The sequence below is a fragment of the Parabacteroides sp. KHUB-03 genome, assembly GCF_056640975.1.
This window is the reverse complement of the sequence record NZ_CM153257.1, coordinates 3,339,304-3,352,026: the sequence shown is the minus strand read 5'-3', so window position 1 is coordinate 3,352,026 and position 12,723 is coordinate 3,339,304. Positions and strand designations below refer to the sequence as shown.

The 12,723-nt window shown below is 39.6% G+C and carries 13 protein-coding genes; all 13 read left to right on the top strand.

Features of this window, described 5'->3' with window-relative positions:
- Positions 1 to 179 precede the first annotated feature (179 nt).
- The 13 genes from bamJ (ACYIB7_RS14385) (at position 180) to ACYIB7_RS14325 (ending at position 12,712) form a co-directional block, all read left to right on the top strand.
- The gene (gene bamJ / locus ACYIB7_RS14385; protein WP_099464587.1) at positions 180 to 767 is read left to right on the top strand and encodes a BamJ family beta-barrel-assembly machinery protein; all 588 of its coding nucleotides are present in this window, start codon (positions 180 to 182) and stop codon (positions 765 to 767) included.
- Between the two features lie 17 nt (positions 768 to 784).
- The gene (gene bamJ / locus ACYIB7_RS14380; RefSeq protein ID WP_103983964.1) at positions 785 to 1,498 is read left to right on the top strand and encodes a BamJ family beta-barrel-assembly machinery protein; all 714 of its coding nucleotides are present in this window, start codon (positions 785 to 787) and stop codon (positions 1,496 to 1,498) included.
- A gap of 166 nt (positions 1,499 to 1,664) precedes the next feature.
- Positions 1,665 to 2,132, top strand: a complete 468-nt coding sequence (locus ACYIB7_RS14375; protein ID WP_099464586.1) for an Lrp/AsnC family transcriptional regulator — start codon at positions 1,665 to 1,667, stop codon at positions 2,130 to 2,132.
- 154 nt (positions 2,133 to 2,286) lie between these two features.
- The gene (locus tag ACYIB7_RS14370; protein ID WP_103983945.1) at positions 2,287 to 3,660 is read left to right on the top strand and encodes a S8 family peptidase; all 1,374 of its coding nucleotides are present in this window, start codon (positions 2,287 to 2,289) and stop codon (positions 3,658 to 3,660) included.
- Entirely contained in the window at positions 3,641 to 4,981 is a 1,341-nt protein-coding gene (gene xseA / locus ACYIB7_RS14365) for an exodeoxyribonuclease VII large subunit (protein WP_099464584.1), read from the top strand. The genes ACYIB7_RS14370 and xseA overlap by 20 nt, the downstream gene beginning before the upstream one ends.
- 1 nt (position 4,982) lies before the next feature.
- A complete protein-coding gene (gene xseB, locus ACYIB7_RS14360) occupies positions 4,983 to 5,183 on the top strand; it encodes an exodeoxyribonuclease VII small subunit (RefSeq protein ID WP_099464583.1) in 201 nt (66 codons plus the stop codon).
- The gene (locus ACYIB7_RS14355) at positions 5,180 to 5,887 is read left to right on the top strand and encodes a 2-C-methyl-D-erythritol 4-phosphate cytidylyltransferase (protein WP_480337547.1); all 708 of its coding nucleotides are present in this window, start codon (positions 5,180 to 5,182) and stop codon (positions 5,885 to 5,887) included. Before xseB ends, ACYIB7_RS14355 begins: the two co-directional genes overlap by 4 nt.
- A 6-nt stretch (positions 5,888 to 5,893) precedes the next feature.
- Positions 5,894 to 7,990 (top strand): ATP-dependent DNA helicase RecG, encoded by a 2,097-nt coding sequence (gene recG / locus ACYIB7_RS14350; protein ID WP_103983942.1) that lies wholly within the window; start codon positions 5,894 to 5,896, stop codon positions 7,988 to 7,990.
- A 206-nt stretch (positions 7,991 to 8,196) separates the two neighbouring features.
- Entirely contained in the window at positions 8,197 to 9,432 is a 1,236-nt protein-coding gene (locus ACYIB7_RS14345; protein WP_103983941.1) for a peptidoglycan DD-metalloendopeptidase family protein, read from the top strand.
- Positions 9,433 to 9,524: 92 nt separating this feature from the next.
- Entirely contained in the window at positions 9,525 to 10,070 is a 546-nt protein-coding gene (locus ACYIB7_RS14340; protein WP_099464579.1) for a DUF1599 domain-containing protein, read from the top strand.
- A 2-nt stretch (positions 10,071 to 10,072) separates the two neighbouring features.
- Entirely contained in the window at positions 10,073 to 11,365 is a 1,293-nt protein-coding gene (locus tag ACYIB7_RS14335; protein WP_480337545.1) for a BT_3928 family protein, read from the top strand.
- 32 nt (positions 11,366 to 11,397) lie between these two features.
- The gene (tpiA, locus tag ACYIB7_RS14330) at positions 11,398 to 12,153 is read left to right on the top strand and encodes a triose-phosphate isomerase (protein WP_103983939.1); all 756 of its coding nucleotides are present in this window, start codon (positions 11,398 to 11,400) and stop codon (positions 12,151 to 12,153) included.
- A gap of 58 nt (positions 12,154 to 12,211) precedes the next feature.
- Positions 12,212 to 12,712 (top strand): cell division protein, encoded by a 501-nt coding sequence (locus ACYIB7_RS14325; RefSeq protein WP_103983963.1) that lies wholly within the window; start codon positions 12,212 to 12,214, stop codon positions 12,710 to 12,712.
- Positions 12,713 to 12,723 lie beyond the last annotated feature (11 nt).

Below are 12,723 nucleotides of genomic sequence, written 5' to 3'. Positions count from 1 at the left end.
GAATTGGCAAACAAAATAAAAGGCTCCTTAAATTGATCAAAGAGCCATGAAAATCTTGTTAATTCGGTTTGCCGTTCATTCATAATTGATGCAAAAGTAATAAAAAAGTATTTCCTTTTGGTGATTGTCCGGTTAAAAGCATTACTTTTGTACCTCATAATTAGTTGAACAAGAAAAAAATGGATAAAGTAAGTTATGCCCTTGGTTTAAGTATCGGCAATAATTTCCAGAACTCTGGAATCAATAATCTTCAGGTTGAAGATTTCATGCAAGGATTGAAAGACGTATTGTCTGAAACCAAACCTGTTATAAGCTATGATGAGGCAAAACAGATAATCAATGATTATTTTGTAAAACTTCAACAGGAAAAGTTGGAGATTAATAAAAAAGCAGGAGAAGAATTTTTGAATATCAATAAGCATAAAGCAGGCGTAAATGTATTGCCTAGCGGACTGCAATATGAGGTACTGAAGAAAGGAACCGGTGCAAAGCCTACAGCATCAGATAAAGTAAAATGTCATTATCACGGAACTTTGATAAATGGGACTGTTTTTGATAGTTCAGTGCAAAGAGGCGAACCCGCAGTGTTTGGTGTATCGCAAGTTATTCCGGGATGGGTTGAGGCATTACAGTTAATGGAAGTCGGTTCTAAATGGAGATTGTTTATCCCTTCCGACTTGGCTTATGGCGAACATGGTGCCGGAGAAGCAATCGAACCGAACAGTACGCTCGTGTTTGATGTTGAATTATTGGATATAGTAAAATGATTAAATACAAAAAGAAAATGAAAAAGTTTGGTGTATTAGCTACTACAGCTATCGTGGCATTAGGTATCTCTGTCTCTTCTTGCAATTCGCATCCTACGGCAAATTTAAAAACTGCCGCTGACAGTGCAAGTTATGCAATCGGTGTAAGCACCGGTTTGAACTATAAGGAAAACCTGAAAACTTTGCCTGGTGGCGAAGCTAACATCGATGCATTGATTGCAGGTTTTGTTCAGGCTATTAAAGGTGATTCTACAAAGATGTCTATGCAAGAAGCACAGAATTATTTGCAGACTTATTTTGTAGAAGCTCAAGCTCGTGAAGCAAGTAAAACAAAAGAAGAAGGTGATAAATTCCTTGCTGAAAATAAGACAAAAGACGGTGTTATTACAACTCCGAGCGGTCTTCAATATAAAGTGGAAAAAGAAGGTACAGGTGCAAAACCTACTGATGATGATAAAGTAAAAGTTCATTATACCGGTACTTTGTTGGACGGTACTAAATTTGACAGCTCACTTGATCGCGGCGAACCATTGACAATTGGTGTAGGTAATGTTATCAAAGGTTGGACAGAAGGTCTTAAGTTGATGCCAGTAGGTTCTAAATACATTTTCTGGATTCCTGCAGAATTAGCTTATGGCGAACGCGGCGCAGGCCAGGATATCAAACCGAACAGTACATTGAAGTTTGAAGTGGAATTGCTGGAAATTGTAAAAGACGACGACAAGAAATAATATTTCCTTTGTTTAGTTAACGGGCGGGCAAAATATGCTAAAAAGCATTATTTGCCCGCCTTTATTATTTATTTAGCACTTTTTTCTTTCAGAATGACATTTGATTCAAATTAATTATATACTTTTGATACATTAAACTATAGTGCATTATAAAGCAAATTGAAAAATGGAGAAGATTGACAAACTGGATCGGCAGATATTGAACATTATTTCAAAAAATGCCAGGATTCCTTTTAAGGATGTTGCCGAAGAATGTGGTGTCTCACGTGCAGCCATTCATCAACGGGTACAGCGCATGATTGATATGAATGTGATCGTTGGGTCGGGATATCATATCAATCCGAAAATTTTGGGTTATAATACCTGTACTTATATTGGTGTTAAGCTGGAACGCGGATCCATGTATAAAGATGTGGTTCCGGAGTTTGAGAAAATTCCGGAAGTAGTGGAATGTCATTTTACTACGGGGCCGTATACAATGCTTATTAAATTGTATGCGCGTGACAACGAGCATTTGATGGAGCTTTTGAATTCTAAAATTCAGGAAATCCCGGGAGTTACGGCAACTGAAACATTAATATCCTTGCGTCAGAGTGTAAAACGGGAAATACCGATCTGCAATATCAGCGAGTAAATAATAGATATATACTGAAATAAATAAACCCTTCATGGCTTGTCTGACAAGAACTATGAAGGGTTGTTTGTTTTAGTATGTTTGTGTGTTATAGTATATTTTATGCATTATTCGTACCTTTGTAACCCGTGTGTATTGTGTAGATAAATATCATATGAGTAAATATATAGCAGTATTATTGTTTAGTTGCCTGTCTTTATGGCTTTGCGCCGGTGAAAGTTACTGTTTTCGTGTCTATCTGAAAGATAAAGGGAATTCCGGTTATACGGTTGATAAACCGGATGCCTATCTCTCCGAACGTGCAATAGAACGCCGGGCAAAACAAGGAAAACAAATCTCAGTTTCTGATTTGCCTATTGCCCGTGCCTATTTGGATTCATTGGCTGATTGTGGAGGAAAACCAATCGTACAGAGCAAATGGTTCTCGACAGTAGTTGTGGCATGTGCTGATAGCCTGGCCTCCGAACAGTTAAAACGGCTTTCTTTTGTGGATTCTGTGAAATGGGTCTGGAAAGGAGATTGGGAAACAAAGGTCGTAGCCCGTGATGATACGTCTTTATTTGTACCCTCCGACGAACCTTTAGAAACGTTTTATGGTTATGCAGAAGATCAGATTAAAATGTTGAACGGTGTAAAATTACATAATGCCGGGTATAAGGGTGAAGGTATGCAAATTGCCGTGATTGATGCCGGATTCATGAATGTAGACCGTATAAGTATATTTAGCTCATTGAAGCTACTGGGTACACAGAATTTTGTTTTTCCCGGAGAAAGTGTTTTTGATGATGACGACCATGGGACTAAGGTATTGTCTTGTTTGGCTTCAAATGTCCCGGGTTTAATGGTGGGGACAGCTCCCGAAGCATCTTATTGGCTGATAAAAAGTGAAGATAGCCGGTCTGAATATCCGATAGAAGAAGATTATTGGGCTGCTTCTGTTGAGTTTGCCGATAGCGTTGGGGTTGATGTCATTACTTCTTCTTTAGGGTATTTTACGTATGATGCGGGTGAGTTGATTTACAGTCAGTCGGCTTTGGATGGAAAGACTGCACTTATCAGCCGTGCTGCGCATAAGGCTTCTGAAAAAGGAATTTTGGTGTTTTGCAGCGCCGGCAACGAAGGAAATGGTTATTGGGAGAAAATAACTTTCCCTTCGGATGCTTCTGATGTCGTAACCGTAGGAGCAATAACAGAGAAGAAGAAAAAGAGTGTGTTTAGTTCCGTTGGGCTTACGGCGGATTACAGGGTAAAACCCGATGTTGTTGCTTTGGGTAGTGGTTGTTGTGTAATAGATTCTTCGGGTAATATACATTACGCAAACGGGACATCTTTTTCAACTCCTATCCTTGCCGGTTTGGGAGTTTGTTTATGGCAGGCATTCCCGGAATTGAGCAATAAGGAAATGATAGAGTTATTGCAACGATCATCCAGCCAATACAACCAGCCGGATGCGGAGTTGGGATATGGTATTCCGGATGTGTTCAAAGCGTATAAAAACAAGAGTAAATATGTCGCAAGAACAGAATAGCATAGAGATTGAAAAAGAAGCGTTTTCACTCTTGGAATTAACAACCCGGGTAAAGAAAACGGTCTATGAATCTTTTTCCGATACTTATTGGGTACGTGCCGAAATGAGTGATGTGCGTACAAATATGTCTTCCGGACATTGTTATTTGGAATTTATCGAAAAAAATACAATAACAGGACAAATTGTAGCTCGTGCCAGAGGAACGATATGGGCGAAAACGTTCCGTATGGTGAAACCTTATTTTGAAATGGAAACCGGGCAGTTGTTTGCTTCCGGAATAAAGGTACTGGTAAAAGTTATTGTTGAGTTTCATGAATTGTATGGTTTTAGCCTGACTGTTATAGATATTGATCCCGCTTACACTTTGGGTGATATGGTGCGTAAGCGGATGGAGATAATTCGTCAGTTACAGGAAGAAGGAGTATTGACATTAAATAAAGAACTTCCTTTTCCTGCATTGCCACAACGAATTGCGGTGGTTACCTCTGCTACGGCCGCCGGATATGAAGATTTTCTGAATCAGTTATCTTTGAACAAAGCAGGCTATCCTTTTTATGTAAAACTTTTTCCGGCTTTGATGCAAGGTGAAAAAACGGAGGCTTCCGTCATTTCAGCATTGGATAAGATTTATCATTATGCAGATAGTTTTGATGTCGTGGTTATCATCCGGGGTGGTGGTGCAACGTCGGATTTGAATAGTTTCGATTCTTATTTGCTGGCTGCTAATTGTGCCCAGTTCCCGTTGCCTGTTATTACAGGAATTGGCCATGAGCGGGATGATACGATTGTTGATATGGTAGCTCATACCCGAATGAAAACACCTACGGCTGTGGCTGAGTTTCTTATTGGACGAATGGACGCAGCTGCAGACGAATTAAATGCTTTGCAGCAAGATATTTGTGCATCGGCTGTTGATGTTCTTCAAAAACGAAAGAACTATCTCCAATTGGTAGGAAACCGGTTGCCGGCAATAGCGGTAAATAAGATCGAACGAAACCGGGCTACATTGCAGGCATTAGGAAGCAAATTGCCAACTGCAGCATCTTCTCTTTTAAAGTTACGCAATTCTTTGCTGAATGCTGCCCGGCTACGATTGGGAAACTTGGCGGTTTTTAAATTGAAAGAAGGCGAACGTTTTATACAGCTTACAGAACAATTTATAAAAATGGCTTCGCCGGAATATATTTTGAAACGTGGATATAGCTTATCTTTGAAGAACGGAAAAATTATAAAGCACGCTGCAGACTTGCAACCTGGTGATGAATTGATAACCCGGTTTGCCGATGGTAGTGTATATAGTACGGTAAATAAAATAAAATGATATGGCAGAGAAGAAAGAAACATATAACGAAGCAGTAGAGAAACTTCGTGAGATTGTAGCTGATATTGAAAATGGCGATTTGGATGTTGACATTCTTTCGGAGAAGGTGAAAGAGGCAACCCGCCTGATCAAACTTTGTAAGGAAAAATTATATAAAGCAGACGGGGAAGTGAAAAAAATACTGGAAGAATTGGATGTATGAAGAAGTTTGTATTGATAGTTGCCGGAGGTAAAGGGCTTCGTATGGGAGGCGATTTACCCAAACAATTCATACCAATGAACGGAAAACCTGTATTGATGCATACGTTGGAGACTTTTCACCGATGGGATGAGGCTGCCCGCCTTATATTGGTTTTACCGGAAGAACATCAGTCTTATTGGAAGATGTTGTGTAAAGAAATAGGATGTGGTGTGCCCCATGAGGTTGTTAACGGAGGAGAGACTCGTTTTCATTCCGTTCGGAACGGTTTGGAATTTCTTTCGGAACGGTTTGGAGTTTCTTTCGGGAGGAACGAAAATGTTTTCGTTGGTGTGCACGATGGAGTACGTCCGTTTGTTTCCAAAGAAGTGATAACGGCTTGCTTTGAAAAAGCGCAACAATGCGGTAATGCTATCCCGGTAATGCCGATGATTGAATCTTTACGTGAATTGGATGGCGAAGGCAGCCATCCGGTAGACCGTAGTCGATATATTACCGTACAAACGCCTCAGGTATTTTCTTCCTGTTTATTATTGAAGGCTTATAAACAGCCGTATTCACCTTTGTTTACAGATGATGCTTCGGTTGTTGAAGCGATAGGGGAAGTTGTGCATACAGTGGAAGGTAACCGTGAGAATATAAAGATAACGACACCTTTTGATCTGTTGGTTGCAAATGCTATTTTTGCAGACAAGTGTAATTTATAAAGTGAAATGCTTGATCTTGATAAACGGTCTATAACGTATCTGCAGGGTGTAGGACCTAAAAAGGCGGAAATTTTGCAGAAGGAAGCTGATATTTCTTCTTATGAAGACTTGTTGTTTTATTTTCCTTACAAATACATAGACCGCAGCCGCTTTTACAAAATAGCCGAGATCAATGGGAATATGCCTTACATTCAACTAAAAGGGCGCATCCTTTATTTTGATACTTTTGGAGAGGGACGAAGTAAACGTTTGGTGGGTAAGTTTACGGATGGTACAGGTACGATTGATCTTGTCTGGTTTAAAGGGTTGAATTATGTGACCGATAAAATCAAGCCGGGATTGGATTATATCGTGTTTGGCAGGCCTGCCGAATTTGGGCATATTTATAGCATCCCGCATCCCGATATTGACCCGGTAGATCAGGCAGATCAGGTTTCAGGCGGTTTGACGCCTTTTTATAATACAACGGAAAAGATGAAGAAATCTTTTCTGAATTCCCGGTCGATACAAAACTTGCAGTATACTTTATTAAGCTGGCTGAATTGGGAAGTTCCGGAAACGCTTTCGCCCGATGTGTTACAGCGTATCCGTATGGTTTCACTTACCGAAGCAATGCGTAATATTCACTTTCCCGAATCGGCGGAGAAACTCAAAAATGCACAGTTACGTTTGAAGTTCGACGAACTGTTTTTTATTCAATTGAATATCCTTCGTACGGCAAACGTGAGAAAACTTAAACTTAAAGGAATTATTTTTCCTACGGTAGGGCACTTCTTCAATACCTTTTACAAAGAGTATCTCCCTTTTGAGTTGACAGGGGCTCAGAAACGTGTGGTGCGTGAAATCCGTTCGGATATGGGTAGCGGACGGCAGATGAATCGTTTGCTCCAAGGTGATGTGGGTAGTGGAAAAACATTGGTTGGTTTGCTTGCTATGTTGCTGGCTGTAGACAATCATTGCCAGGCATGTATGATGGCTCCTACCGAAATTCTTGCGACACAGCATTATGCAACGGTGATGGGGTTTCTGAAAGATATGGATATTAAGGTTGCTTTGCTAACCGGTTCTACTCCGAAAAGAGAAAGAAATAAGATATTGCCTGCCATTGCTAATGGTGAAATCCAGATAGTTGTTGGTACTCATGCGTTGATAGAAGAAACTGTTGTTTTTTCTTCTTTAGGACTGGCTATTATAGATGAACAACATCGTTTCGGAGTGGAACAGCGTTCACGTTTATGGACAAAGAATGCAATAGTGCCGCATGTCTTGGTTATGACAGCTACGCCTATTCCGCGTACGTTGGCCATGACGTTGTATGGCGATTTGGATGTGTCGGTAATAGATGAACTGCCTCCGGGACGAAAACCGATACAGACAGTTCACCGTTACGATAATAAGAAGGCTCAATTGTACGACTTCTTACGGAAAGAAATCAATTTGGGACGCCAGGTTTATGTAGTATATCCGTTAATCGAAGGAAATGAAAAGCTGGATTATAAAAATCTGGAAGACGGTTTTAAACTGTTTAAGGAGATGTTTCCCGAGTATAAAGTTTGTATGGTGCACGGACGTATGAAGGCTGCGGATAAAGAACGTGAAATGCAGAAATTTATATCCGGCGAAGCCCATATCCTGATGGCAACAACAGTTATTGAAGTAGGAGTAAATGTACCGAATGCTTCGGTTATGGTAATAGAAAGCGCTGAACGCTTTGGCCTGTCCCAACTGCATCAGTTGCGTGGACGGGTAGGACGTGGAGCAGACCAGTCGTATTGTATTTTAGTCTCTTCTTATAAGTTGAGTAATGAGACCCGCAAACGTCTGGAGATTATGGTAAATAGTAATAATGGATTTGAAATAGCCGAAGCCGATTTGCGACTTCGCGGACATGGTGATTTGGAAGGAACCCGCCAGAGCGGAGAAGGCATTTATCTTAAAATTGCCGATTTGGCTGCCGATGGTCAAATTCTTCAGTTTGCACGTGAAGTGGCACAAGATATTTTGAACGAAGACCCGGAGTTGCTGTCCGATACTCATAGGATATTGAACGAACGGTTAAAAACGTTATTTTCCAGAAAGGTGAACTGGGGAATGATAAGTTAATATGTTGTAAAACATATTGTGATATAATCGCTTGTATATCAAATGGTTTTTGTGTTTGATTTATTTTTGTTTATTCTCATTGTGGAAATTTTTCTATAATTCTTTTTGAGGGTTTACTTAATTTCACGAACTTTGGCAAACTGACTTTTGGGCTGATGGGCTGAAAGTCTTTGTTTTTCATGATCTAAGAAGAATAAATTAATAAAATGAGTATAAAAGCATTACTTATAATATGTTGTTCCGTTGTATTTGTGTCGGCAGGGAGTGCCCAGAATAGAGATAAAAAAGGAACATCCCCGAAGATAACTTCACATACTAAATTAATGGATGAACGTGTTTCCGAACTAATGGCAGACCGTGTCGGCTTTAAAAAAGATATTACTCTTAAAGCATTGGCCGAATTAGAAGAGCAAGCCGAATTAGAAGAGGAAGAATTGTTATTTCCTGCAGACGAATTATATGGCTCTAACTGGGATACCCGTTGGGTAAACCCTTTTCGTGAAGGCAAAGTGGAATTTCCTGATTCATGTGCGATAAATTGTGCTTCTTTTACAATGCCGATTGATTCGATGACTCGTATCACCTCTAAATATGGCCCGCGTCGTCGGCGTATGCATAAAGGAATTGATTTGAAGGTGCAGATTGGAGATACGATTCGCGCAGCTTTTGATGGTAAAATCCGTATTTGTAATTTTGAACGCCGTGGATATGGCAATTACGTGGTAATTCGTCATCCGAATGGTTTGGAGACAATTTATGGTCATCTTTCTAAGATATTAGTTAAAATAAACAATATAGTACGTGCGGGAGATCCGATTGCTTTAGGAGGTAATACCGGACGTTCTACAGGCTCTCATCTTCACTTTGAAACCCGTTTCCTGGGACAGGCAATAAATCCTTCAGAAATTATAGATTTCGAAAATGGAGTTCCTCACCAGGATACTTATGTATTTCATAATGTGAAAATAAACGGACGTAAGAGTAATATTTATACTTCATCCGATAATCAATTGGTCTATCACCGCGTGAAATCGGGTGATACATTGGGTAAAATAGCCCGTTTATACGGAACAACAGTTAATGAACTTTGCCGTTTGAATGGGTTGAAAAGCACATCGATACTTCGTTTAGGCCAGTCAATTCGTTGTAGTGCAAACGGCCAGAGAAGTGTGTCAAAGACTCGCTCCAAACAGGGAGCCTCGTCTGTGCAAAAGGCATCAAAGACAAAGGTCGAGGCAACTACAGCTGCTGTAGCCTCACTTCAGGATAATACTTCAAATAGTAAACCGGGGCAGACTCCGGTTTATCATCGTATTAAATCGGGAGATACATTGGGTGCAATTGCAACTAAATACGGAACAACGGTTTCCAAATTATGCCAGTTGAATGGCATTTCTAAAACTACTGTTTTGAGACTGGGACGTTCTATCCGTTGTTCATAATAGAAATTTAAACAGGTTTATAATGAAAAAAGGCACGAGTTGATTCCCGTGCCTTTTTTATCCCTATCTTTGTCGTATAATTTATATAGGTTATGCCAGAAACGAAGGAACAGTTCGATAAAGTTATATTCCTATGTCGGGAATTATTTGAGAAAAAGTTGAAAGACTATGGTCCGTCATGGCGTATTATGCGCCCTCAGTCGGTTACCGATCAGATATTTATTAAAGCAAACCGTATTCGAAGTCTTGAAACCAAAGGGGTGAGCATGATTGACGAAGGTATTCGTCCTGAGTTTATAGCTATCGTCAATTACGGTGTAATTGGATTAATCCAGTTGGGGCTGGGGTTTTCTGATACGACGGATATAACTAATGATGAGGCATTGGCGTTATATGATAAATACATCACAGCAACCAAAGAATTAATGTATGCCAAAAATCATGATTATGATGAAGCATGGCGTAGTATGCGTATCAGTTCCTATACAGATTTGATTCTTATGAAGATTTACAGAACAAAGCAGATAGAGAGTCATGATGGCAAGACATTAGTGTCTGAAGGTGTAGATGCCAATTATATGGATATGGTGAATTATGCTTTGTTTGGCTTGATTAAATTGGAATTCGGCGAGGAATAACAATGAAAGGAAAAGAGACAGTACTGAAAATCATTGCAGAGAGCTGTCGTTTACTGATAGGACTTGTATTTATTTTTTCCGGAACAGTAAAGGCAGTAGACCCGATGGGAGGAGCTATCAAGATTGGTGAATATCTTGCTTCTTTCGGGCTTGACAAGTTACAATCTTTTTCCGTATTAATCTCCTTTAATCTGTCTGCTGCAGAGTTTACTTTGGGAGTATGTGTTTTGTTGGGGGTATATCGCAGATATGCATCTTTCCTTACGCTTGTATTTATGCTGTTTATGACGCCGTTGACGTTGTATTTGGCACTTTATAATCCGGTTTCCGATTGCGGATGTTTTGGTGATGCGTTGGTTATAACTAACTGGCAGACATTTTATAAAAATATTCTTCTTCTGGCTGCTGCGATAATTGTATTTATTTATAATCAGAAATTATTGCAATGTTATACATACAAAGTATATTGGTTTATAGCTTTGTTTGCTTATGCTTTTAATGTATGTTTTGCCTATTATAACTATAATCATCTTCCGATCTTGGACTTTCGTCCATATAAGGTAGGAGCGAATATTCCGGCTTTGATGTCTATACCGGAAGGTGCGCCGGAGGACGAATATCGCTATTCATTCATTTATGAGAAAGATGGTGTAAAACAGGAATTTTCATTAAATGATGTTCCTGCAGATGACAGTACCTGGACTTTTGTCGATTCAAAAACAGAATTGATAAAGCAAGGATATATACCTCCGGTTGCAGCGTTCAATATTTATAATGACAAAGACGAAGATGTTACAGACCTAATATTGGATAATCAGGATGGAGTGCTGCTGTTGGTAGCTCCTAAACTGGAACATGCGAGCGATGAACGGATTGATGAAATAAATAATCTTTACGATTATGCTTTGGAAAACAATATTCCGTTTTACTGTGTGACAGGTTCTGCACCGGCAGCTATAGCTGAATGGAGTGATAATACTGGAGCTGAATATCCCTTCCTCATGGCAGATGAAGTATTGCTGAAAACAATTATCCGTTCTAATCCTGGTTTAGTGCTTCTAAAGGGAGGTACAGTATTGGCAAAATGGCATTATAACGATATTCCGCAAGAAGAAGATCTGAAAAAAGTTATAGATGGTTATCTGCTGGGAAAAGAGCCTGTGGCTAAAGAAGATGGTCTGTTATTAACCAACCTATTAACTTTTACCGTACCTTTGTTGCTCGTTTGGATGTATGATTTCGGGAGAAATCGCCGAAAGAAAAAAACTGGTAAAAACGAGGCAGAAAAGAAATAAGTTATTGTATTATATATTAAATAATAAGAATTATGAGAAAGAATATTGTTGCAGGAAACTGGAAGATGAATACTACTCTTCCTGAAGGTTTGGCATTGGCTAAAGGTTTGAACGAAGCATTGAAGGGCAAAACTCCGAATTGCGATGTAATTATCGGAACTCCGTTTACTCACTTGGCAAGTGTTGCAGCTGTTATTGATACAAATAAGATTGGTGTTGCTGCTGAAAACTGCGCAGACCAAGCTGCGGGTGCTTATACCGGCGAAGTTTCTGCTGCTATGGTGGCTTCTACAGGTGCAAAATATGTTATTTTAGGCCACTCTGAAAGACGTGCTTATTATCACGAAACTCCGGAAATCCTGAAGACAAAAGTAAATCTGGCTTTGGCTAATGGCTTGACTCCTATTTTTTGTATCGGTGAAGTATTGGAAGAAAGAGAAGCTGGTAAACATTTTGAAGTGGTAGACGCTCAGATTAAAGGTTCTTTGTTTGATCTGTCTGCTGAAGACTTCGGCAAGATTGTTTTGGCTTACGAACCGGTTTGGGCTATTGGCACAGGTAAGACTGCAACGTCTGACCAGGCAGAAGAAATTCATGCTCATATCCGTGCAACGTTGGCTGCTAAATATGGTAAAGAAGTTGCAGACAACTGCACTATCCTTTATGGTGGTAGTTGCAATGCAGGCAATGCAAAAGAATTGTTCTCTAAACCGAATGTAGATGGCGGTTTGATTGGTGGCGCTTCTTTGGCTGTTGATAAATTCATGCCTATTATCGAAGCATTTTAATTAAGCAAAATAAAATAAGGGCAGCCTGGTGAAGGTTGCCCCTATATCATTTGTCCAGATGAAGAAATTTCCTTGTATTATATCGTTTTTATTTTTTCTGTTTTGTGTAGTAAGCATCTCTGCTCAGACATTAGACGGGCCTGTTACAACTATATTCGATGATTTGCAATTATCCGGATATGGGAAAGGGCAGGTAATAGTAAATCAGTCCTCCGCTATCCGTAACATGATTGGTGCACGTATGCATGGAGCAAATGTGGAGAAGACAGACAATGAAACTTATCTGAAGATACAAGGTTTCCGTACACAAGTATTTTCCGGTAACAACCAGAGAAAGTCTAAAGATGAAGCATTCCGTAAAGAGAAAGAAATTAAGGAAATGTTTCCGGATGTACCTACTTATGTTACTTATAATGCTCCTTTCTGGAAATTGCGTGTCGGGGATTTTCGTTCACATGAAGAAGCTTATCACATGATGCGCCTTTTAATGGATGCATTTCCTTCATATGGAAAAGAGATGTATATAGTAAAAGAAGAAATTAAGATTCCGTTGAACTAATACGAAGCATA